Consider the following 22,297-nt stretch of genomic DNA (forward strand, 5'->3'; position numbering starts at 1 on the left):
GTGCGCGGACCTGAATCGCGGCCGCGCCGGAGGTGCGGACCCCCGGCGGGCCGACACAGCACTACGCCGGAAGCGACTTCGCGGCCACCAACTGGCGAGCACGGTCGGCAATCGCGCCGCCGAGTTCCGCCGTCGTCGCGCTACCTCCGAGGTCGGGGGTGAGCACCTCCCCGGCGCCGAGCACCTCGTCCACCGCCTGTTCGACGGCAAGAGCCGCCCCTTCTTCGCCGAGGTGGCGCAGCAGCATGGCACCGGCGAGGATCTGCGCGACCGGGTCGGCGATCCCCTGACCGGCGATGTCCGGCGCGCTCCCGTGCACCGCTTCGAACATGGACGGCGCCGAGCGGGTCGGGTCGATATTGCCGGAGGGCGCGAGCCCGAGCCCGCCGGTGACCGCGGCGGCCAGGTCGGAGAGGATGTCGCCGAACAGGTTCGAGCCGACGATCACGTCGAGCCGATCCGGGTGCAGCACGATCTCGGCGGCGAGCGCGTCCACGTGCATCTGCCTGGTCTCCACTCCGGGGTAATCGAGCGCCACCTCGTCGAAGATCCGGTCCCAGTACGGCATGGAGTGGATCAGCCCGTTCGATTTGGTGGCCGAGCAGAGCTTTCCGGACCGCTCGGCGGCGCGGTCGAAGGCGTACCGGATGATCCGTTCACAGCCGACCCGGGTGAACACCGACTCCTGCAGCACGAATTCGTCCGGCCGCCCGGGGTTGTGCGTGCCCCCGATCTCGGAGTACTCCCCCTCGGAGTTCTCCCGCACGATGAGGATGTCCAGCTCCTCGGCGGTCCGCCCGCGCAGCGCGGATTCGGTGCCCGGCAGCAGCTTCACGGGCCGCAGGTTCACGTACTGCCCGAAGGCCCGCCGCAGCGGGATCAGCAGCCCCCACAGCGAGATGTGGTCCGGCACCCCGGGAAACCCGACGGCGCCGAGCAGGATCGCGTCGAACCCGGCGAGCCGGGCGGGACCGTCCGGCGGCATCATGGCGCCGGTGCGGAGATAGTTCTCGCAGGACCAGTCGAACTCGGTCCACTCCAGCCCGGGCAGTACGGCGTCCAACACCGCCACCGCCTCGACCGTCACGTCGACCCCGATCCCGTCGCCGGGGATGGCGGCAATCCGATAGCTCACAGTCGCACTCCGATGTACTTGGTCTCGAGGAACTCGTCGATTCCGGAGAAGCCGCCCTCGCGCCCGAGGCCGGACTCCTTGACGCCGCCGAACGGCGCCGCCGGGTTGGACACCACGCCCTGGTTCAGCCCGACCATGCCGGTCTCCAGCGCCTCGCACACCCGCAGCCCGCGCCGCAGGTTCTCCGTGAAGACGTAGGCGACCAGGCCGTAGGGGGTGTCGTTGGCCCGGGCGATCGCCTCCTCCTCGGTGTCGAAGACGCCGATGGCGGCGACCGGGCCGAAGATCTCGGTGTGGCACAGCTCGGCCGCGTCCGGCACGCCGGTCAGGACGGTGGCCGGGTAGAAGTTCCCCGGCCCGTCCGGCCGCGCGCCGCCGGTGAGCACCTCGGCGCCGCGCGAGGTGGCGTCGGCCACCAGGTGCTCCACCTTGGCGAGGGCGTCGGTGTCGATCAGCGGGCCGACGACCACGTCCGGGTCGGTGCCGCGGCCGATCGGCAGCGCCGCCATCCGCTCGGCGAGCCGGCTGCCGAACTCGTCGGCGACCCCGCGCTGCACCAGGATCCGGTTGGCGGCGGTGCACGCCTGCCCGATATTGCGCATCTTGGCGGCGAGCGCGCCCTCCACCGCCTCGTCGAGGTCGGCGTCGTCGAAGACCAGCAGCGGGGCATTGCCGCCGAGCTCCATCGAGGTGCGCATGACGGTGCCCGCGCACTGCTCGAGCAGCGTCTTGCCGACCGCGGTGGAGCCGGTGAAGGAGAGCTTGCGGGAGCGCGGGTCGCGGATCATCGGCTCGATCACCGCGGCCGGGTCGGTGGTGGTGACGACGTTGACCACCCCGGCGGGCAGCCCGGCCTGCTCCAGCACCGCGGCGAGCGCCAGCATGGAGAGCGGCGTCTGCTCGGCGGGTTTGATCACGCTGGTGCAGCCTGCCGCGAGCGCGGGGGCGATCTTGCGCGCGCCCATGGCGATCGGGAAGTTCCACGGCGTGATCAGCAGGCTCGGCCCCACCGGCTGCTTGGTCACGAGGAAGCGCGAGCCGCCGGTCGGCGCCTGCATGTAGCCGCCGTCCAGCCGGACCGCCTCCTCGGCGAACCAGCGGAAGAACTCGGCGGCGTAGGCGATCTCGCCGCGCGCCTCGGCCAGCGGCTTGCCCATCTCCAGGGTGAGCACCAACCCGAGCCGGTCGACGTCGGCGAGCAGCGCGCGGTGTGCCCGCATGAGCAGGTCGCTGCGCTCGCGCGGCGGGGTCGCGGCCCAGTCGCCCTGCGCCTCGGCGGCGGCGGCGAGCGCGGCGATGCCGTCCTCGGCGCTCGCGTCGGCCACCTCGGCGATGGTCGCGCCGGTGGCCGGGTCGACCACCGGGAAGGTGCGCGCGCCCTCCCGCCACTTGCCGCCGATGAACAGCCCCGTCGGCACGGTGTCCAGCGCGGCCCGCTCGTCTGACTGGGTTGGCATCCGGTCTCCTCTCACCTGGCGATGGCATTCCCTTGTCGGGACCGCCGCAGTCATGGTAGGCATATTGTCAACAATCCGACAACAGACAATCTTCGGATTCCTATGGAGGGCGGATCCCCATGACCCAGCTGTCACCGGCGCTGAAGCAGGCCACTCCCGTCGTGGTCGAGCGGGGCGAGGGGTGCTACCTCTACGCCACCGACGGCCGCCGCTACCTGGACTTCACCGCGGGCATCGGGGTCACCAGCACCGGGCACTGCCACCCCCGCGTGGTCGCGGCGGCGCAGGAGCAGGTCGGGAAGCTGATCCACGGCCAGTACACGACGGTCATGCACCAGCCGCTGCTGCAACTCACCGAGCGGCTCGGCGACGTGCTGCCCAGCGGGCTGGACACGCTCTTCTACAGCAACTCCGGCAGCGAGGCGGTGGAAGCGGCGCTGCGGCTGGTGCGGCAGGCCACCGGGCGCCCGAACGTCGTCGTGTTCCACGGCGGGTTCCACGGCCGCACCGTCGCCGCGGCCACCATGACCACCTCCGGCACCCGGTTCTCGGCCGGGTTCAGCCCGCTCATGTCCGGCGTGCACGTCGCCCCCTTCCCCACCGCCTTCCGGTACGGCTGGAGCGAGGAGGAGGCCACCGCCTTCGCGCTGCGCGAGCTGGACTACATCCTCGCCACGCTCACCTCGCCCGCCGAGACCGCCGCCTTCATCGTGGAGCCGATGCTCGGCGAGGGCGGCTACATCCCCGGTAACACCGCGTTCTTCCACGGCCTGCGCGAGCGCGCCGACCGGCACGGCATCCTGCTGGTGATCGACGAGATCCAGACCGGATTCGGCCGCACCGGGAAGTTCTTCGGGCACCAGCACTTCGACGTCCGGCCGGATGTGATCACCATCGCCAAGGGGCTGGCCAGCGGCTTCCCGATCTCCGGGATCGCGGCCTCGGCCGAGCTCATGGCGAAGGCGTGGCCCGGCTCGCAGGGCGGCACCTACGGCGGCAACGCGGTGGCCTGCGCCGCCGCGCTCGCCACGCTGGACGTCATCGAGTCGGAGGGGCTCGTCCAGAACGCGGCCGACCGCGGCGCCGAGTTGCTGGCCGGGCTGCGCGAACAGCAGACCAAGCAGATCGGCGACGTCCGCGCGCTCGGGCTGCTGGCCGGGTGCGAGTTCACCACGGCCACCGGCGATCCCGACCCGGAGACGGCGGCCATCGCGCAGAAGGCCGCGGTCGCCAAGGGGCTGCTGCTGCTCACCTGCGGCGCGCACATGAACGTGGTGCGGATGATCCCGCCGCTCGTCGTCACCGACGCGCAGATCCGGGACGCGCTCGGCATCTGGTCCGAGGTGCTCGCCGAGCTCTGACCCGGCCCGCCGGAAAAATCTTCGAAGAATGTTTCGTGCCGTGTCGATCCGGCGGGCCGCCCGTTCGACCAGGGGGTGAGAGGGTCCGAGCGGGACCCGCACACCGAGGGAGACGGACGAATGAAGTACATGCTGATCATGCGCGCCACCGACGAGGCGTACGCGGCCATGGGCGCGATCGACATGAACGAGATGCTGGAGACGGTCGGGCGCTTCAACGACGAGCTGATCCGGGCCGGGGTGCTGCTCGCCGCGGAGGGGCTGGACGACCCGGCCGAGGGCGTCGTCATCGACTACTCCACCGACCCGCCGGTGGTCACCGACGGCCCCTACGGCGAGACGAAGGAGCTGTTCGGCGGCTACTACATCCTGAGCGTTGCCTCCAAGGAGGAGGCCGTGGAGTGGGCGAAGCGGCTGCCCGCGGGCGGCCCCGGGTTCAAGACCGAGATCCGCCGGGTGCCCGAGATCGGCGAGTTCCCGCAGGACAACGTGTGGATCCAGAAGGAGCGCGCCTGGCGCGAGGCGACCGGCCAGCTGTGAGCGGTGCGGCCGGGCGGGCGGCGGTCGCGGCGGTGTGGCGGATCGAGTCCGCGCGGATCGTCGGCGCGCTCGCCCGCTACACCGGGGAGTTCGCGCTGGCCGAGGATGTCGCGCAGGAGGCGCTGGCCGAGGCGCTGGTGGCCTGGCCGCGCGGTGGCGTGCCGCGCGATCCGGCCGGGTGGCTGCTGACCGCGGGCAAGCGGCGCGCCATCGACGCCTTCCGGCGCAATGCCGCGCTCGGTGACCGGTACGCCGCCTTCGCCCGCGAGCTCGGCGAGGGCGGTGCCGCCACCGGTGCCGAACCGGCCGCGGCGGAGCCGTGGGATCCGGACCGGATCGACGACGACGTGCTCGCGCTCATGTTCGTCGCCTGCCACCCGATGCTCGCGGCGGAGGCGCGGATCGCGCTCACGCTGCGGGTCGTCGGCGGGCTCACCAGCGACGAGATCGCCGCCGCCTTCCTGGTGCCGACCGCGACCGTGCAGGCGCGGATCACCAGGGCCAAGAAGACGCTGGCGGCGGCGCGGGTGCCGTTCGAGGTGCCCGCGCCGGAGCAGCGCCGGGAGCGGCTGGGGTCGGTGCTCGGCGTGCTGTACGTGATCTTCACCGAGGGGTCGTCGGCGAGTTCGGGGGCGGAGCAGCTCCGGCTCGATCTCGCGGCGGAGGCGCTGCGGCTGGCCCGGGTGCTGGCCCGGCTGGTGCCGGATCAGGCCGAGACGCACGGGTTGCTCGCGCTGCTGGAGTTGACGGCGGCGCGGTTCCCGGCGCGGGTCGGGGCGGACGGGGAGCCGGTGCTGCTGGAGCGGCAGGATCGGCGGCGGTGGGATCGGGACGGTATTCGCCGTGGGCGGGCGGCGCTGGCGCGAGGGGCCGCGATCGGGTTGGGGGCGTACGGGGTGCAGGCGGCTATCGCCGAGCGTCACGCCGTGGCGGGGACTTTCGGGGAGACCGATTGGGAGCGGATCGTGGTGCTGTACGAGGCGCTGGGGCGGATCGCGCCTTCGCCGGTGGTGCGGTTGAACAGGGCGGTGGCGGTGTCCATGGCGCGGGGGCCCGCGGTCGCGCTTCCGCTGGTGGACGAGCTGATCGCCGAGGGGGCGCTGCGGGGCTCGCAGCTGGTGCCGAATGTGCGGGGCGAACTGCTCGCCCGGCTCGGGCGGAATGCCGAGGCCCGGGTCGAGTTCGCGAATGCCATCGCGTTGTGCCGCAACGAGAAGGAGCGCGGCGTGCTGGAGCGGCGGGTGGCGGAGTTGCCGCCGTGAATATCGCCTGCGTCGGCTCCGCCTCCGCGCTCGACTGATTCTCGCGTTCGGCAGGACGCGGCTGTCGCGGTCTCGCGTTCGGCAAGACGCGGCTGTCGCGGACTCGCGTTCGGCAGGACGCGGCTGTCGGGGACTCGCGTTCGGCGAAACGCGCACGCCACGCTCCGCGGGCGCGGACGAGCCACGATGTCCGATGCCGTGCGCGCCTCCACCTTCCGCCGCGCTCCGCGGGCGCGGACGAGCCGGGGGCTCAGCCCAGGACCTGCTCCGCGTAGCGCGCCACGGCCAGGACGAGGCCGTCTGCGTGGCGGGGGCCGACGATCTGGAGGCCGACGGGCAGCCCGGCGGCGGTGCGGCCGACGGGGATGCTGATGGCGGGCTGCTGGGTGAGGTTGAAGGGGTAGGTGAAGGGGGTCCACTCGGGCCAGCCGCGCAGCCCGCTGCCGGGCGGCACGTCGTGCCCGGCCTCGAAGGCGGGGATGGGAACGGTCGGCGTGATCAGGACGTCGTGGTCCCGGTGGAACGCCCCCATGGTGATGCCGAGCTGCGCGGCGACATTGCGCGCCTCCAGGTACTCGACGGCGCTCACGGCGTCACCCCGCGCCCAGGCCGCACCCAGCCCGGGATCGACCCGCTCCCGGCTGCCCGCCGGGAACCCGGCCAGCATGGTCGCCGCCCCCGCCGCCCACAGGATCTCGAAGGCGTCCAGCGGGTCGCCGAAGCCGGGGTCGGCGGCGGTCACCGCGAGCCCCGCCTCGGCGAGGCGCCGCACCGCCGCCTCGGTGATCGCGGCGACCTCGGGATCGACGGTGGCGAAGCCGAGCTCCGGCGACCACGCGACCCGCAGCCCGCGCACGTCCCGGTGCACCTCGTCGCGGAAGGCGGCGAGCGCGGGGGCGAGCGCGGTGGGGTCGCGCGGGTCGGGCTGCGCGAGGATGTCGAGCAGCAGCGCGGCGTCCTCCACCGTGCGCGTCATGGGTCCGGCATGCGCGAGCGGCCCGAACGGGCTGGCCGGGAAGAGCGGCACCCGCCCGTGCGTCGGCTTGAACCCGACGATCCCGCAGAACGCCGCCGGAATCCGGATGCTGCCCCCGCCGTCGGTGCCGACCGAGACCGGCCCCATCCCGGCCGCGACCGCCGCCGCGCTCCCCCCGGACGACCCGCCCGCGGTGGTACCCGGCGCCACGGGATTCCGCGTGATGCCGGTCAGCGGGCTGTCGGTCACCGCCTTCCAGGCGATCTCCGGCGTGGTGGTCTTGCCGAGGAACACCATGCCGTCCGCGCGCATCCGCGCGGTGACCGGGCTGTCCACCGTCCACGGCCCGGCCGGGTCGACCGAGGTGGAGCCGCGCCGGGTGGGCCAGTCCTCGGTGAGGAAGATGTCCTTGATCGAGACCGGGACGCCGTCGAGCAGCCCGCGCGCGCGGCCGGCGTGCCAGCGCTCCTGCGAGTCCTTGGCCTGCACCAGCGCCCGGTCCGGATCGACCAGGCAGAAGGCGTTCACCGCCGGGTCGCGGTCGGCGATCGCCGCCAGCACGGCCTCGGTCGCCTCCACCGGCGAGAGCGTGCCCGCCGCGTACGCCGCGACCAGCTGCGCGGCGGTCATGGCGGCGGGGTCGGCCGGGGTGGTGTTCGCGGGGTTGCTCATCGAGGGGGGCTCCTTCAGCCGGGCACGTACCCGAGTTGTTTGTCGACCACATTGCGCAGGGGCCGCCCGGCGACCCAGTTGTCGAAGTTGTCGGCGAACGCGGACAGGATCGCCCCGCTCCAGCCGACCCAGTCCCCGGAGTTGTGCGGGGTGATCCGGACGCCGGGCAGCGTCCAGAGCGGATGCTCCGCGGGCAGCGGCTCCGGGTCGACCACGTCCAGCGCCGCGCCCGCGATCGCCCCGGTGCGCAGCGCGTCGACCAGCGCCCCGGTCACCACCAGCTCGCCGCGGCCGACATTGACGAAGCGCGCGTGCGGTTTCATCGCGGCGAAGGCGGCGGCGTCGAACAGGTGCCTGGTCCGCTCGGTGAGCGGTGCGACCGCCACCACGTAGTCGGCGTGCGGCAGCTCGGCGTGCAGGTCGGTGCCGACGGTGCCGAAGTCCGGGTCGCCGGTGCGCTCCCGCCTGCCGATGGCCGAGACCCGCATGCCGACGGCGCGCAGCAGCCGCGCGATGGCCCGGCCGATCCCGCCGGTGCCGACGATCAGCACCGAGGCGCCCGCGACCCGCTCGGTCTCCCGGTGCTCCCACTCGCGCCGGTGCTGCCGGAGCAGCGCGCCGCCGAAATCCTTGGCGAAGCCGATGATCTGGCCGAGCACGTACTCGGCGATGGCCGCGTCGAAGACCCCGCGGGTATTGGTCACCACCGCCTCGCTCGCGATCAGCGCCGGGAACATCGCCGCGTCCACGCCGGTCGAGCCCATGTGCACCCAGCGCGGCGCATTCGCGCGCGGCCAGGCGGCGGGCAGCGCGTCGGTGCCGAAGTCGAGCACGAAGAGCACATCCGTCCCCGGCAGCGCCGCCGGGAGCCCGGCGGCATCGGTCCAGCGCAGCTCGGCGCGTTCGGCGACCTGCGCGAGCGCCCCCGGCTCGGGCGGGCGGCCGCCGTGCAGGACGGTGATCACAGGGGCCTTTTCCACGTTGACACCGTAGGATCGCATCGTATGATTGTCAACAATCCGATCGCGTGCCGCAGCACCGATCGTCGGAAGCGCGCTGGCAGAGGGGCCGCAGTGGATTTCAGTTTCCCGGGTATCGAGCATCCCGTCGCTCAGCGCGACATCTTTTTCCAGCCGGTGAACCGGAAGTCGACCGCGGAGATGATCGCGGACCGGCTCCGGGACGCCATCATGCGCGGCAGCCTCGCGCCCGGCGCGCAGCTGGGCGAGGCCGACCTGGCGGCGCAGTTCGCGGTGAGCAGGGGGCCGGTGCGTGAGGCCATGCAGCGGCTGGTCTCCGAGGGGTTGCTGCACAGCATCCGGCACCGCGGCATCTTCGTCATCGAGCTCGCCTTCGACGACGTGGTCGACATCTACCGGGCCCGCACCGCCCTCGAGGGCGGCGCGCTGGAGCTGATCCTGGACGGCCGCAGGGAGCTCGCCGCCGCGGCGCTGGCCCCGAGCGTCGCCGAGATGACGGCCAGGGCGGAGGCCGGGGACGCGGCCGGCGTCTCCGACGCCGACCAGGCGTTCCACGAGGCGCTGGTGCACAGCTCGGGCAGCCCGCGGCTGGTGCGCGCGGCCCGCACCCTGCTGATCGAGACCCGCATGTGCCTCGGCGCGCTGCAGACCACCTACCCGGACCTGCGCGAGCAGGCGCGCGAGCACGTCGGGCTGCGCGAGGCGATCGCCGCGGGCGCGCCGGAGCGGGCGCGGAAGCTGCTGGTCGAGCACATGACCGACGCGGTCGAGCGGCTGCGCCCGCGGATCAGCTCGTGACCGGCTTCTTCTCGTCGGCGTCGGCCAGCGCCAGGTAGACCAGCGGCAGCAGCACCTCGAGCGCGGTGAGCACGAGCACGAACGGGTGCGGCAGGCCGTGCACGGCGATGGAGAGGAACCGGCCCACCGCGCCGAGCAGCATGATGCCCGCCAGGAGCCGGATCGCGTTCGCCGGGATGGGGGTACGCCGGGCGGCCAGGATCCAGGCCAGGCCGTAGCCGGCGAAGACCGCGCCGAAGAAGCGGGCCTGGCTGTCCGCGGTGGCGCCGGGCGCGCCCATGTCCGGAAACACCGCCTCGCCGAACGCCAGGTGCGAGAGCCCGATGAGCGTGCACACCACCCCCATGACCAGTGCCAGCCAGCGCAGTACCGACGATCCCATGATTCCCTCCCGAGGTTAGTAGACGTCTGTCTACTATGACGCCCGGGTAGACGCGCGTCAACTAAGCTGGCGTGATGGTTCGCCGTCGTCTGACCCCGGAGCAGCGCCGCGCCCAGATCGTCGAAGCGGGAGCGGGCCTCTTCGCCGACCGGCCGTACGAGGCGGTGCTGATGGAGGAGGTCGCCGCCGCGGCGGGGATCTCGCGCGCGCTGCTCTACCGGCACTTCCCCGCCAAGCGGGACCTCTTCGTCGCCGTCTACGAGCAGGCCGCGGCGCGGCTGCTGGTCGACTCCTCGTTCGACCCCGAACTACCCGTGCCGGAGCAGATCTCGGCCGCGCTGGACACCCACCTGGACTACTTCGAGGCGAATCCGCACGCCGTGCTCGCGGCGAACAAGGTGCTCGCCGCGGACCCGACCGTTCAGGGCATCATCGCGGGCGAGCTCGGTGAGCTGCGCCGGCGCCTGCTCGACGAGCTCGGGCTGCCCGAAGCACGCCGGGCAGCCGCCGAGTCGGTGATCGGCGCCTGGCTCACCTTCGTCCGGGTGCTCACCGTGGACTGGCTCGAAAACCGAACCCTGACCCGCGCCGACATGCACGCGGTCAGCACCGGCGCCCTGGTGGGCGCCCTCGCCCCGCTACTCGGTGACGACGCCTGACGGATCCGCACGAAGCGCCGGTCAGAAACCCGCGGGCCGCACGACCATGACCGACGCCGCGCGCTTCCCGCTCTCCCGAAGCAGCGCGATGGCCTTCCCCGAGGGATCGACCGCGGCGTACACGTCGTCCCGCCCCACCGGCTCCAGCCACCGCCCGTTGCGCAGATCCTCCGCCTGCGTCGGGTCGATCTCGCGCAGCGGGAAGGCCGCGCGGACGGCCTCGTCCATGGGCAGCGAGAGCGTGGGCGATTCGGCGAGCGCCTCGAGGGTGCGCGCGTGTTCGAGGGTGAACGGCCCGACCCGCGTGCGCCGCAGCGCCGTCAGGTGCCCCCCGACCCCGAGCGCGGCGCCGAGATCACGGGCCAGCGCCCGGATGTAGGTCCCGGACGAGCACTCGACCTCGACCTCGAGATCCACGAACTCCCCCCGATCGTGCCGCGCGAGCACCGCGAACCGCGAGACGGTGACCGGCCGCGCCGCGAGCCGCACCTCCTCCCCGGCCCGGTGCCGGGCATACGCCCGCTCCCCGTCGATCTTGATCGCACTCACCGTCGCGGGCACCTGCTGGATATCCCCGGTCAGCGCGGTCACCTCCGCCGCGACGGCCGCGTCGGTGACGTGCCCCGCGGGCACCGTGGCGAGCACCTCCCCCTCGGCATCGTCGGTCGTCGTACTCGCCCCGAGCCGGATGACCGCCGAGTACGCCTTGGTGGTGAGCGTCAGCAACCCGAGCAGCTTGGTGGCCCGCTCCACCCCGAGCACCAGCACCCCGGTCGCCATCGGGTCAAGCGTGCCCGCGTGCCCGATCTTCCGCGTCCCCAGGATCCGCCTGCACCGGCCGACCACGTCGTGGCTGGTCATGCCGGGGTCCTTGTCGACGATCAGCAGCCCGCCGAGCGCGTCCATCAGGCGGTCGCGATCGCGGTCAGGATCAGCCCGCCCGCGATCTGCCAGCGGCCGTCGAAGTCGAGCAGCGGCCTGCCGCCGTCCTTGGTACCGCCGGGGACGAGCAGCTTCGTGTGGAAGGTGCCGGAGCCGGAGTCGGCGTCCGCCGCGTCGACGGTGAAGGTGATGTGCGCGTCCTCGAAGCCGAGCCAGCGCAGCGTCAGCGGGAACCACGCCTTGTAGGTGGCCTCCTTGGCGCAGAAGAGCAGCCGGTCCAGGTGCAGCGGGCTGCCGGTCTCGCGCAGCCACTGCCGTTCCTCGGGCAGGCTGACCGAGTCGAGCACCCCGTCGGGCAGCTCCGCGTGCGGCTCGGCGTCGATGCCGACCGAGCGGAAGCGCAGCGCGTGTGCGAGCGCGGCGGCGCGGTAGCCGTCGCAGTGCGTCAGGCTGCCGACGATTCCGCGCGGGAAGAGCGGCATGCCGCGCTCCCCCTTGCCGATCGGCACCTCGGGCTCGCCCAGCTGGGCCAGCGCCTGCCTGGCACAGTGCCGCGCCCCGATGAAATCGCGCCTGCGCTTCTCCACCGACTTGGCGATGAGGTGCTCCTCGGCGGGGTGCGCGCGCAGCCCCTCCGGGTACTCCAGCAGCTCCGCGGCGGCGATCCCGGACGGCAGAATGTTCTCGATCATCGGCGTCGAGCCTAGTCCAGCCGCTGTCAGACGCCGCGCCGGCGCTGCGCCTTCGCCCGCATCTCCGCCGCCGCGGCCGCCATCTCCGGGGTGATCCGGAAGTGGCCGCCGAACTCGTTCAGCGAACCCGGCGGGTACTCGGGGGCGGGCAGGATCTGGCGCAGCAGGTTGTCCGGCAGGCCGCGGCGCTGCCACTCGCGCGGGTAGCCGAGCGAGACCTCCTCGAAGCGCACGCCGTCGTACCAGGAGGTGCGCGGGATGTGCAGGTGCCCGTAGACCGAGCAGACGGTGTTGTAGCGGGTGTGCCAGTCCGCGGTCAGCGTCGTACCGCACCAGAGCGAGAACTCCGGGTAGAAGAGCACGTCGGTGGGCTCCCTGACCAGCGGGAAGTGGTTGATCAGCACCACCGGCGTGTTCGGCTCGAGCGCGTTCAGCCTGCGCTCGGTGGCCTGCACCCTGGCGTGGCACCAGGCGTCGCGGGTGAGGTACGGGTCCGGCGAGAGCAGGAACTCGTCGGTGGCGACCACATTGCGCTCGCGCGCCACCCCAAGCCCCTCGGCCTTGGTGGTGGTGCCCGCGGGCAGGAACGAGTAGTCGTAGAGCAGGAACATCGGCACCAGCGTGACGGCGCCGCCGTGCTCCTCGGCGCCCGCGCCGCGCCACACGGCGTACGGATCCTCCGGGGTGAGCACGTCCAGGTCGCGGCAGAGCGAGACCAGGTAGTCGTAGCGCGGCGCCCCGTGCATCTGCACCGGGTCCTTCGCGGTGGTCCACAGCTCGTGGTTGCCCGGCACCCAGATGACCTTGGCGAACCGGCTGCGCAGCAGCTCCAGCGCCCAGCGGATGTCCTCGGTCTTCTCCGCGACGTCGCCCGCGACGATCAGCCAGTCCTCCGGCGAGTCCGCGCGGATCTGCTCGACCACGGGCTTGTTGCCCTGGTGGCCGACGTGGATGTCGCTCACCGCCATCAACTTGGGTATCACTCGATCCACGGTGCCACACCCGGCGGCGGGCCGGTCGGGCAGCACGCCGCCGGGCGGGCCGTCACTTCTTCGAGCGGCGCAGCCCCGCGGTCAGCTGGGCAAAAATCCGCAGCACGCCGCGCGCCCCCATCGGGAAGAACGCCGCCCGCATGAACTCCAGGTAGCGGGGGTTGTACCGGGCCACGTAGGAGATCGAGGAGTCCACCGACTCGACCTGGTGCCACCAGAACATCGGGATGTAGAGCACGTCGCCGGTGTCGAGCAGCACGTCGTAGCTCTCCGCCTCGCGCAGCCGCGGGACGGCAGCGAGCTCCGGATCGAAGGCGTCCGGCAGCCCGGTGTAGGGGTCGTTCACCCGCTTCGGCACCCGGCCGTAGACATTGCGGTACTCGTCCGGCGGGAAGAGCCGGACCCGCTTGCGGCCGTGCAGCTGGATGAGCAGGCCGTGCCAGGGGTCGTTGTGCAGCGGCGTCAGGTTGCCGGCCTGCCCCATCCACACGCTGCTCGCGGCGGTGCTCTGGGTGCGGCCGCCGATGCGCTCGGGAAGCTGTTCGGCCAGCGGCGCGGGATCGGCGGCGGCGCGGGAGTAGTACTTCTTCGCCGGATTCGGGGAATCGAACATCGCCGTCATCACGTCGCCGTACTCCAGCAATTCCACCGGCGAAGTCTCCTGGGTGAAGACATTGGTGGTGCTCGTCAGCGCGTACACCTTTTCGGTGCGGTACTTCTCGCGCAGCCGCTCCGGCTGGTAATTATCGAATACCGACCATCGGCTCGCGGCGCTCCGAATCACCACCGGGGTCTGCCGATCGAAAACCTCGGTCAATTCGAGATTCTCGTGTTCGGGTACCGCCCGCCCCGCGGTGCCGCCCCGGCGCGGGCGCAGCCGGTCGCGCACGCTGCGGCCGAGCCACAGCGCGCCGCTCGCGCCGAGAATCGGGGCCAGCGTCAGCGGCCTCTCGTCGTACCCCTTGTTCGACATTCCCCGCAGTCCTTTCGATGCTCCTCGATCAAACGCCAACAGGAATAGAGCACCGACTATAACGACGGTTTCCGGGCCGGGAAACACCCAGAAATCAGGGCCTCTGAATGTCCGCGCCGACCCGGGCCCAGCGCCCGGAAATCGCGCGGGAACCGACCGCGAGCAGCCGGGCGAGCATGAAAGCAACCAGTCCGGACCAAATTCCGGCGACGCCCCAGCCGAAAGCCAGCGCGAACCAGATCGCGGGCAGGAAAGCGACCAGCGCGGCCGCCATGGTCGTGGTGCGCAGATACGCGGCGTCGCCCGCGCCGAGCAGCACGCCGTCGAGCGCGAACACCACGCCCGCCACCGGAATGATGGCGACGAAGAACCACCAGATGACGCCGATCCGGTCCAGTACCGCCGGGTCGGTGGTGAACAGCGGCGGCAGCGCGGCGGCGGCGAGCGCGAAGCAGCCGGCCAGCGCCACCGCGAAGAGCAGCGACCAGCGGGTCACCCGGGCGGCCAGCCCGCGGGCACCGCGCGCGTCACCGCCGCCGAGCGCGGCGCCGACCAGCGCCTGGGCGGCGATGGCGAGCGAGTCGAGGGTGAGCGCCAGGAAGTTCCAGAGCTGCAGCACCACCTGGTGCGCGGCGACCGAGGCCGCGCCGAACCGGGAGGCCACTGCGGCGGCGGAGACGAAGCAGGCCTGGAAGGCGAGGCTGCGCACGATGAGGTCGCGGCCGAGCACCAGCTGGACGCGCATGATCGCGCCGCGCGGGCGCAGCGCCGCGCGCTCCCTGACCAGCGCGAACAGAAAGAGCGCTGCGGTCACGGCCTGGCCGGCGACATTCGCCACCGCGGAGCCGGGCAGCCCCCAGTGCGGGGCGAACCACAGCCCGTGCACGAGCAGCGGGCAGAGCAGCGCCGAGAGCGCGAGGCCGCACACCACGTAGATCAGCGGCCGCCTGGTCTCCTGCACGCCGCGCAGCCAGCCGTTCCCCGCCATGGCAATGAGAATGAGCGGGACCCCGAACAGCGCGATCCGCACCCAGGGCAGGGCCTGGCCCGCGATCTCCGCGTCGCCGGCGATCACCCGGATGAGCGGGCCCGCCGCCGCCTGCACCGCGAGCAGCAGCGCCAGCCCGATGCCGAGCGCCAGCCAGGTGGCCTGCACGCCCTCGGCCACCGCACCGGCCCGGTCCCCCGCGCCGTGCCTGCGCGCGGAGCGCGCGGTCGTGCCGTAGGAGAGGAAGGTGAGCTGGGTGCTCGCCAGCGTCAGGATCAGCCCGCCGACCGCGAGCCCGGCCAGCGCCTGCGCGCCGAGCCTGCCGACCACGGCGAGGTCGAAGAGCAGGTAGATGGGTTCGGCGACGAGCACGCCGAGCGTCGGCACGGCGAGTGCGAGCAACCGCCGCGGCCCGGCGTCGGCCGCGGCGCGAGATGGCTCCGCGGTGATCGGCCTGCCGGGTAGGTCGCTCTGCTCACCTTCGCTCATTCGAGCGCGGCGAGCAGGGCGGCGAGGATCTCGTCGGCGGTGCCGTGCGCGGTGTACCCGGCGGCGAAGCGGTGTCCGCCGCCGCCGAGCGCGGTGGCGACGGCGGACACGTCCACCCCGTCGGCCGCTCCCGGCCCGCTGTTGCGGGAGCGCAGTGAGACGGTCCAGCGGCCGTCGACCGTGCGGTGCTCCTTGAAGACGGCGGCGATCCCGGCCTCGGCGCTGGTGCGCACGATATCGATGACGCTCTCCACCTCCTCGGCGCCGAGCCCGTCGGCGTCGGCCCGGCGCACGAAGGCGTAGGCCAGCCCGATCCCGCCGCGCACGCCGGGCGCGAGCCGCGCGCTGCCGAGCACCGAGGCGAGCATGGGCAGCCAGCCGAACGGGTGCGTGTCGAGCAGCCCGCGCGAGATCTCGGCGCCGTCGATCCCGGTGCCGAGCAGCCGCTCGGCCAGCCCGTGCGTACCCGGCCCCACCCAGCGGAACGACCCGGTGTCGGTGACCAGCCCCGCGTACAGGCAGTGCGCGACCGGCGCGTCGATCTCCTCGCCCCAGGCGTCAAGCACCCGGGCGACCAGCCCGGCGGTCGATTCGGCATCGGGGTCGATCAGGTTGATCGCCCCGAACCGGGTGTTCGAGCGGTGGTGGTCGATCACCAGCGTGCTGCCCGCGCCTGCCAGCCGGTCGCCGAGCGCGCCGAGCCGCCCGGCGCTGCCGCAGTCGACGGTGACCAGCAGGTCGACCTCGGCGGGCACCTCCGCGGGCGGGACGAGCAGCTCGGCGCCGGGCAGCGTGCGCAGGGAGACCGCGAGCGCCGCCGGTTCGGCGAACGAAACCCACACCGGGATCCCGCGCCTGCGCAGCACCAGCGCCAGTGCGAGCCCGCTGCCGACGGTGTCGGCGTCGGGCTGCACGTGACAGAGGATGGTGACCGATCGAGCCGCGTCCAGCGCTCGTACCGCCGGGCCGAACTCGACCGGCTCATCCGTGGAGATCATGCTCGGTGCCGATTACTCGTCGTCGCGTTCGCTCTTGTACGGGTCCGGATCACCGGCCGGGGTGGCGTTCGCCGCCACTCTGGCGACCTCGTCGTCCAGTTTCTTGGCGCGGGCGAGTAGCTCTTCCATCTCGCGCGCGGCGTCCGGCACGGTGTCGAGCACGAAGGCGAGCGTCGGGGTGAACTTGATCCCGGTGCCCGCACCGACCTTCGAGCGCAGCACGCCCTTGGCCTTCTCCAGCCCGGCCGCGGCGGCGGTGTAATCCGGCTCCGCGTCGAGGGTTTCGCCGAGCACCGTGTAGTAGACGGTGGCGTCGCGCAGGTCGCCGGTGACCTTCGCGTCGGTGATGGTGATGAAACGCAGCCGCGGGTCCTTGATCTCGTACTCGATCGCGGTCGCCACGATCGAGGAGATCCGCTTCGCGAGGCGGCGTGCCCTGGCCTGATCCACCATGGCCGGTTCCTCCTGTCCTGATATGGGAACGGCGTCGGCGCGGACGTTCTCAGTCCTCCGGTCCGAAGATGCGGCGGCGCACCGCCAGCAACTCTAGCTCCGGACGCGCGGCCACGTGCCGCTCACAACGGTCGAGGACCGTTGTCAATTGATCCATTCCCGCGCTCACCAGCGCCACACCCAGCTGGGAGCGGCGATGGAGATCGTGGTCACCGCCCTCGGCGGCACTCACCCCGAAGCGCTGCAACTCGGCCAGTACCGGCCGGATCACCTTGCGCTTCTCCTTGAGCGAGTGCACGTCCCCGAGCAGGATGTCGAATTCGAGTGCACCGAGGTACACGTTCACCTCCGGGTAGGGCCGCACGAGGGCGCCCCGACCCGGAGGCCGGGGCGCCCCGACGGTGCGAACCGTCAGTCGCGCGGCTTCTCGCGCAGCTCGTACGCCTCGATGATGTCGCCGTCCTTGATATCGGAGTAGGTGACGGTCATACCGCATTCGAAGCCCTCGCGGACCTCGGTCGCGTCGTCCTTCTCCCGGCGCAGCGAGGAGATGGTGATCGTCTCGGCCACCACCACGTTGTCCCGCAGCAGGCGGGCCTTGGCGTTGCGCTTGACCGAGCCGGAGAGCACCATGCAGCCGGCGATATTGCCGAACTTCGAGGAGCGGAAGATCTGCCTGATCTCGGCGCGACCCAGCTCGACCTCCTCGTAGATCGGCTTGAGCAGGCCCTTGAGCGCCTTCTCGATCTCGTCGATCGCCTGGTAGATCACCGAGTAGTACCGGATGTCGACGCCCTCGCGGTTGGCCAGCTCGGTGGCCTTGCCCTCCGCACGGACGTTGAAGCCGATGATGATCGCGTTCGAGGCGGACGCCAGGTTGACGTTCGTCTCGGTGACACCACCGACACCGCGGTCGATGATCCGCAGCCGGACCTCGTCGCCGAGGTCGATCTGCAGCAGCGCCTCCTCCAGCGCCTCGACGGTGCCGGAGTTGTCGCCCTTCAGGATCAGGTTCAGCTCGCTGGTCTCCTTCAGCGCGGCATCCAGATCCTCGAGGCTGATCCGCTTGCGGCTGCGGGCCTGCAGCGCGTTGCGCTTGCGGGCGTTGCGCCGGTCGGCGATCTGCCTGGCGATCCGGTCCTCGTCGACCACGAGCAGGTTGTCACCCGCGCCGGGTACCGAGGTGAAGCCGATGACCTGCACCGGCCGCGAGGGCAGTGCGGCGTCGACGTCGTCGCCGTGCTCGTCCACCATGCGGCGGACGCGGCCGTAGGCGTCGCCGGCCACGATCGAGTCGCCGACCCGCAGCGTGCCGCGCTGGATCAGCACGGTGGCCACCGGGCCGCGGCCGCGGTCGAGGTGCGCCTCGATGGCGACACCCTGCGCGTCCTGCTCCGGGTTGGCCCGCAGGTCGAGCGCCGCGTCCGCGGTGAGCAGCACGGCCTCCAGCAGGGCGTCGATATTGGTGCCCTGCTTGGCGGAGATGTCGACGAACATGGTGTCGCCGCCGTACTCCTCGGCCACCAGGTTGTACTCGGTGAGCTGCTGCCGGATCTTCTCCGGGTTCGCGCCCTCCTTGTCGATCTTGTTCACCGCCACCACGATCGGCACGTCGGCCGCCTGGGCGTGGTTGATCGCCTCCACCGTCTGCGGCATGACGCCGTCGTCGGCCGCGACCACGAGGATCGCGATGTCGGTGGCCTTCGCGCCGCGGGCACGCATGGCGGTGAACGCCTCGTGGCCCGGGGTGTCGATGAAGGTGATCAGCCGGTCGGTGTCGTTCAGGTGCGTGAGCACCTGGTAGGCGCCGATGTGCTGGGTGATGCCGCCGGCCTCGCCCTCGCGGACGTTGGCCTTGCGGACGGTGTCGAGCAGGCGGGTCTTGCCGTGGTCGACGTGGCCCATGACGGTGACCACCGGGGGCCGCTGCTCGAGGTCGCCCTCGTCGCCCTCGTCCTCGCCGTAGGTGAGGTCGAAGCTCTCCAGCAGCTCGCGGTCCTCGTCCTCCGGGCTGACCACCTGGACGACGTAGTTCATCTCGCCGCCGAGCAGCTCCAGCGTCTCGTCGTTCACCGACTGGGTCGCGGTGACCATCTCGCCGAGGTTGAACAGCGCCTGGACCAGGGCTGCCGGGTTCGCGTCGATCTTCTCCGCGAAGTCCGAGAGCGAGGCACCGCGGGCGAGCCGGATGGTCTCGCCGTTGCCGCGCGGCAGCCGGACGCCGCCGACGGCGGGCGCCTGCATCGAATCGTATTCCTGGCGCTTCTGCCGCTTCGACTTGCGACCGCGCCGGGGCGCGCCGCCGGGACGGCCGAAGGCGCCCGCGGCGCCGCCGCGGCCACCGGGACCACCCGGACGGCCACCGCCGCCACCGGGACGGCCGCGGAAACCGCCGCCACCCGCGGGAGCACCGGTACCGGCGGGAGCACCGGTACCACCGCCGCCGCCGCGGTAGCCACCGCCACCGCCACCGCCGCCGGGACGACCGCCGCCGCCGGGCGCACCGCCGGGACGACCGCCACCGGGACGACCGGCACCGCCCGCACCGCCGGGACGCGCAGCACGCTGCGGCATCGCACCCGGGTTCGGGCGCGGCGGCATCGAGCCGGGGCTCGGCCGCGGGCCACCCGGACGGGGGCCACCGGGACCGGCCGCGGCGGCCGGACGCGGCGCGCCACCCGGAGCCGGACCCGGACGCGGCCCCGGACGGGGGCCACCGGGACCTGCGGCCGGACGCGGCGCGGGCCGCTCCCGATCGGGCGCGGAGGAGAAGGGGTTGTTACCGACGCGCGGCGGCTTCGGACCGGGCTTGGGGCCACCGGGACGGGGGCCACCGGCCTGCGGGCCGCCGGGGCGCTGCTGCTGCGGCTGACCGGGGCGCTGCTGCTGCTGTTGCGGCTGCGGCTGGCCGGGACGCGCGCCACCGGGGGCGGGGCGCTGACCGGCAGGCGCGTTCTGCGCGGCCGGGGGGGCGGCGGCGGGCGGCGGGGTGGCCGGACGAGCCGGGCCGGGCTTGACGGCCGGGCCGGGACGCGGGGCATCGGCCGCCGGGCGCTGCGCGGGGGCAGCGCCGGTCTGCGGGGCGGCCGCGGCGGCGCCGTTGCTCTCCCGCTGGGCGGGCGCCGGGGCGCCGTTGCGCTCGGGGCCGCGATCGGACGGGGTACGGGGGCCGGGGCGGGGACCGCCACCGGGCTGCGGACGCGCGGCCGGCCTGGCCGCGCCATCGCCACCGGAGCGGACTCCGGAATCGCCGCCGGGGCGCGCCCCGGACCTGGTGCCGTTCGACGACTTGCTCGAGAACGACTCACGCAGCCTGCGGGCGACGGGGGCTTCCACCGTCGACGACGCCGACTTCACGAACTCGCCCTGCTCCTTGAGCGTTGCGAGTAGTTGCTTACTGGTGACACCGAGTTCTTTGGCCAACTCGTGCACGCGGGCCTTGCCTGCCACTGCTCTCCTCTACTGAGAGGCCGAGCAGCTCCGCCGTTCCTGGGACGGCAGCCCGCACGACCTCGGATTATCTCCGATGGACGATCATCGTTGGTACTTCACGGTGTGCTCATGAGTGCTCGTGCCTGTTCTCGAGGTGATGCTCCAGGGCTGAGATATCCAGAAGTCCGGACACTCGTAGTGCTCTGCCGAACGCCCGGCGCTTGTGCGCCGCGCTCAGACAAGACGAAACGGGGTGCAGCCAGGCACCCCTTCCGGGAAGTCTGTGCCGCGGATCCGGGACGACCTTCGGGGCGCCGTCTCCGGCCTCCTCCGCTCGCACCACGATCCGCAACAGATCGGCGGCCAGCTCGCGTTTCCGGCATCCGATACAAGTCCGGACCGGCCCCGCGTGCTGAACCTTCTTCCATGATACCGCTGCCGGGGCCGGAAGATCGAACCGCTCCCCCCCGATCGATTCGGTCAACTCCGATTGGCCTCGCTGCGCACCCCGTCGCCGACCTCGGGAGCGGCATCGCTGCGGATGTCGATCCGCCAACCGGTGAGCCGCGCGGCGAGCCTGGCGTTCTGCCCTTCCTTGCCGATGGCCAGCGACAACTGGTAATCCGGCACCACCACGCGGGCCGCGCGGGCCTCCGGATCGACCACTGTGACCGAAACCACCTTGGAGGGCGAGAGCGCGTTGCCGACGAAGGACGCCGGATCGTCGGCGAAGTCGATGATGTCGATCTTCTCGCCGGCCAGCTCGCTCATGACGTTGCGCACCCGCTGCCCCATCGGCCCGATGCAGGCGCCCTTGGCGTTCACCCCGGAGACCATGCTGCGCACCGCGATCTTGGAGCGGTGCCCGGCCTCGCGGGCCACCGCGACGATCTCCACCGAGCCGTCCGCGATCTCCGGAACCTCCAGCGCGAAGAGCCTGCGCACCAGGTTCGGGTGCGTGCGGGAGAGCGTGATCTGCGGACCGCGCTGGCCGCGGGAGACCCCGACCACGTAGCACTTGACCCGGTCACCGTGCTCGTAGTGCTCGCCGGGCACCTGCTCGGCCGGCGGGATGAGCCCCTCGGTGCCGTTCACCTCGCTGCCGATCCGGACCACGATGGTGCCCCTGGCGTTGGCCCTGGCGTCGCGCTGCACCACACCGCCGACGATGTCGCCCTCGTGCATGGCGAACTCGCCGAAGGACTTCTCGTTCTCCGCGTCCCGCAGCCGCTGCAGCACCACCTGGCGGGCGGTGGTGGCCGCGATCCGGCCGAACCCCTCCGGGGTGTCGTCCCACTCGGAGAGCACGGTGCCGTCGGCGTCCACCTCGCGCGCCATCACCCGGACCACGCCGGTCTTCTGGTTGATGTCGATGTAGGCGTCGGGCTGGTGCCCTTCGGTGTGCCGATAGGCGGTGAGCAGCGCCGACTCGATCGCGGCGATCACCGTCTCGATGGAGATGCCCTTGTCGGTGACGATGGCGCGCAGAGCTTCGATCTCGATGTTCATTCCACGATCCCTTCGGTCTGCGGCTCGGTGGCACTGCCGCTCTGCGGCTCGGTGGCACTGCCGGACGACACTTCGTCGCCGGGTAGCGGGGTCGCGCTCTCGGTGCGCGGGTCGGGGCGGCCGGGGACGACGCCGCCCGCCAGTTCCAGCTCGGCGGCGCCCGGTGCGTTGAACTCCACCTGCACCACCGCCTCGGCGATATCGGCGAGCGCCACGGTGACCCGGTGCGGGTTGCGCCTGCCGCCGAGCACGAGCGCGATCGAGTCGCCGGTGAGCGCGCCGATGCGCGCCTCGAAGCTGCCGCCGACCCCCGGCTCCGGATTCGGCGCGCCGGGACGCAGCGTGATCCGCGCCTTCCGGCCCCGCGCCCGGCGCCAGTGCCGCTCCGCGTCCAGCGGGCGCTCCACGCCGGGGGTGGTGACCTCGAGCAGGTAGGCGGCCTCGCCGAAGTCGCCCGCCTCGTCCAGCACCTCGGAGAGGTCGGTGCTCAGCTCCGCGACGGTGTCCAGATCGGTGGCGGCGTCCCGGTCGACCACGATGGTGACCTTCGCCTGCCCGCTGCGGCCGCCCGCGATCGAGACCCCCTCCAGATCGAAACCTCGGCCCTCGACGAGGCCAGCGACGAGCTGGCTCACCCTCTCCTCGGTCGGCAACGACATGTGGGCGG

The 22,297-nt window shown here is 72.5% G+C and carries 22 protein-coding genes; 5 read left to right on the top strand and 17 right to left on the bottom strand.

All coding sequences use genetic code 11. The features are described 5' to 3' along the window. Window positions 1-61: 61 nt before the first annotated feature. Window positions 62-1,135: a tartrate dehydrogenase gene (locus LTT61_RS09765; RefSeq protein WP_233019613.1), complete on the bottom strand. Its 1,074-nt coding sequence runs from the start codon at window positions 1,133-1,135 to the stop codon at window positions 62-64. After that, complete coding sequence (locus tag LTT61_RS09770) at window positions 1,132-2,592, bottom strand: NAD-dependent succinate-semialdehyde dehydrogenase (RefSeq protein ID WP_233019614.1); 1,461 nt, start codon at window positions 2,590-2,592, stop codon at window positions 1,132-1,134. The genes LTT61_RS09765 and LTT61_RS09770 overlap by 4 nt, the downstream gene beginning before the upstream one ends. A 119-nt stretch (window positions 2,593-2,711) precedes the next feature. On the opposite strand from LTT61_RS09770, the gene LTT61_RS09775 reads away from it, so the two are divergent. From LTT61_RS09775 to LTT61_RS09785, 3 genes are all read left to right on the top strand, one after another. Next, on the top strand, window positions 2,712-3,953 hold the full coding sequence (locus LTT61_RS09775; RefSeq protein WP_233019615.1) for an aspartate aminotransferase family protein: 1,242 nt from the start codon (window positions 2,712-2,714) through the stop codon (window positions 3,951-3,953). Between the two features lie 120 nt (window positions 3,954-4,073). Beyond that, window positions 4,074-4,493, top strand: coding sequence for a YciI family protein (locus LTT61_RS09780; RefSeq protein WP_233019616.1), 420 nt, complete (start codon window positions 4,074-4,076; stop codon window positions 4,491-4,493). Then, window positions 4,466-5,755, top strand: a complete 1,290-nt coding sequence (locus LTT61_RS09785) for an RNA polymerase sigma factor (protein WP_233020936.1) — start codon at window positions 4,466-4,468, stop codon at window positions 5,753-5,755. The genes LTT61_RS09780 and LTT61_RS09785 overlap by 28 nt, the downstream gene beginning before the upstream one ends. A gap of 250 nt (window positions 5,756-6,005) precedes the next feature. Here the strand turns inward: LTT61_RS09785 and LTT61_RS09790 are convergent, their stop codons facing one another. Then, window positions 6,006-7,403 carry an amidase gene (locus LTT61_RS09790; RefSeq protein WP_233019617.1) on the bottom strand — a complete coding sequence of 466 codons (1,398 nt, stop codon included), beginning with the start codon at window positions 7,401-7,403 and terminating at the stop codon, window positions 6,006-6,008. A gap of 14 nt (window positions 7,404-7,417) precedes the next feature. Further along, window positions 7,418-8,383, bottom strand: a complete 966-nt coding sequence (locus tag LTT61_RS09795; protein ID WP_233019618.1) for a D-2-hydroxyacid dehydrogenase — start codon at window positions 8,381-8,383, stop codon at window positions 7,418-7,420. Window positions 8,384-8,563: 180 nt separating this feature from the next. Here LTT61_RS09795 and LTT61_RS09800 point away from each other — a divergent pair, with 180 nt between their 5' ends. Further along, entirely contained in the window at window positions 8,564-9,181 is a 618-nt protein-coding gene (locus tag LTT61_RS09800; RefSeq protein WP_233020937.1) for a GntR family transcriptional regulator, read from the top strand. On the opposite strand, the gene LTT61_RS09805 is transcribed toward LTT61_RS09800, so the two are convergent. Next, window positions 9,171-9,563 (bottom strand): DUF4345 domain-containing protein, encoded by a 393-nt coding sequence (locus LTT61_RS09805; RefSeq protein ID WP_233019619.1) that lies wholly within the window; start codon window positions 9,561-9,563, stop codon window positions 9,171-9,173. The genes LTT61_RS09800 and LTT61_RS09805 overlap by 11 nt on opposite strands. A gap of 74 nt (window positions 9,564-9,637) precedes the next feature. Here LTT61_RS09805 and LTT61_RS09810 point away from each other — a divergent pair, with 74 nt between their 5' ends. After that, window positions 9,638-10,222, top strand: coding sequence for a TetR/AcrR family transcriptional regulator (locus LTT61_RS09810; protein WP_233019620.1), 585 nt, complete (start codon window positions 9,638-9,640; stop codon window positions 10,220-10,222). Window positions 10,223-10,243: 21 nt separating this feature from the next. Here the strand turns inward: LTT61_RS09810 and truB are convergent, their stop codons facing one another. The 12 genes from truB to rimP all read right to left on the bottom strand — a co-directional run bounded on the left by truB (window position 10,244) and on the right by rimP (window position 22,289). Next, entirely contained in the window at window positions 10,244-11,128 is an 885-nt protein-coding gene (gene truB, locus LTT61_RS09815; protein WP_233019621.1) for a tRNA pseudouridine(55) synthase TruB, read from the bottom strand. Beyond that, on the bottom strand, window positions 11,128-11,796 hold the full coding sequence (npt, locus tag LTT61_RS09820; protein WP_233019622.1) for a 4'-phosphopantetheinyl transferase Npt: 669 nt from the start codon (window positions 11,794-11,796) through the stop codon (window positions 11,128-11,130). The genes truB and npt overlap by 1 nt, the downstream gene beginning before the upstream one ends. Window positions 11,797-11,822: 26 nt before the next feature. Then, the gene (locus LTT61_RS09825; RefSeq protein WP_233019623.1) at window positions 11,823-12,779 is read right to left on the bottom strand and encodes a metallophosphoesterase family protein; all 957 of its coding nucleotides are present in this window, start codon (window positions 12,777-12,779) and stop codon (window positions 11,823-11,825) included. 61 nt (window positions 12,780-12,840) lie between these two features. Continuing rightward, entirely contained in the window at window positions 12,841-13,761 is a 921-nt protein-coding gene (locus LTT61_RS09830) for a cupin-like domain-containing protein (RefSeq protein ID WP_233019624.1), read from the bottom strand. Between the two features lie 94 nt (window positions 13,762-13,855). Further along, window positions 13,856-15,238, bottom strand: a complete 1,383-nt coding sequence (locus LTT61_RS09835; RefSeq protein WP_233019625.1) for an MATE family efflux transporter — start codon at window positions 15,236-15,238, stop codon at window positions 13,856-13,858. After that, on the bottom strand, window positions 15,235-16,236 hold the full coding sequence (locus LTT61_RS09840; protein WP_233019626.1) for a DHH family phosphoesterase: 1,002 nt from the start codon (window positions 16,234-16,236) through the stop codon (window positions 15,235-15,237). Before LTT61_RS09840 ends, LTT61_RS09835 begins: the two co-directional genes overlap by 4 nt. A gap of 12 nt (window positions 16,237-16,248) precedes the next feature. After that, window positions 16,249-16,689, bottom strand: a complete 441-nt coding sequence (gene rbfA, locus LTT61_RS09845; RefSeq protein WP_233019627.1) for a 30S ribosome-binding factor RbfA — start codon at window positions 16,687-16,689, stop codon at window positions 16,249-16,251. A gap of 49 nt (window positions 16,690-16,738) precedes the next feature. Continuing rightward, window positions 16,739-17,029, bottom strand: a complete 291-nt coding sequence (locus LTT61_RS09850; RefSeq protein ID WP_233020938.1) for a DUF503 domain-containing protein — start codon at window positions 17,027-17,029, stop codon at window positions 16,739-16,741. Between the two features lie 71 nt (window positions 17,030-17,100). Continuing rightward, on the bottom strand, window positions 17,101-20,139 hold the full coding sequence (infB, locus tag LTT61_RS09855) for a translation initiation factor IF-2 (protein WP_233019628.1): 3,039 nt from the start codon (window positions 20,137-20,139) through the stop codon (window positions 17,101-17,103). Window positions 20,140-20,248: 109 nt separating this feature from the next. Further along, window positions 20,249-20,593 carry a YlxR family protein gene (locus LTT61_RS09860; protein ID WP_420094802.1) on the bottom strand — a complete coding sequence of 115 codons (345 nt, stop codon included), beginning with the start codon at window positions 20,591-20,593 and terminating at the stop codon, window positions 20,249-20,251. Between the two features lie 8 nt (window positions 20,594-20,601). Then, window positions 20,602-21,630, bottom strand: a complete 1,029-nt coding sequence (nusA, locus tag LTT61_RS09865) for a transcription termination factor NusA (protein WP_233019629.1) — start codon at window positions 21,628-21,630, stop codon at window positions 20,602-20,604. Beyond that, on the bottom strand, window positions 21,627-22,289 hold the full coding sequence (rimP, locus tag LTT61_RS09870; protein WP_233019630.1) for a ribosome maturation factor RimP: 663 nt from the start codon (window positions 22,287-22,289) through the stop codon (window positions 21,627-21,629). The genes nusA and rimP overlap by 4 nt, the downstream gene beginning before the upstream one ends. Window positions 22,290-22,297 lie beyond the last annotated feature (8 nt).

It is taken from the genome of Nocardia asteroides (assembly GCF_021183625.1).
GTDB lineage: Bacteria > Actinomycetota > Actinomycetes > Mycobacteriales > Mycobacteriaceae > Nocardia > Nocardia asteroides_A.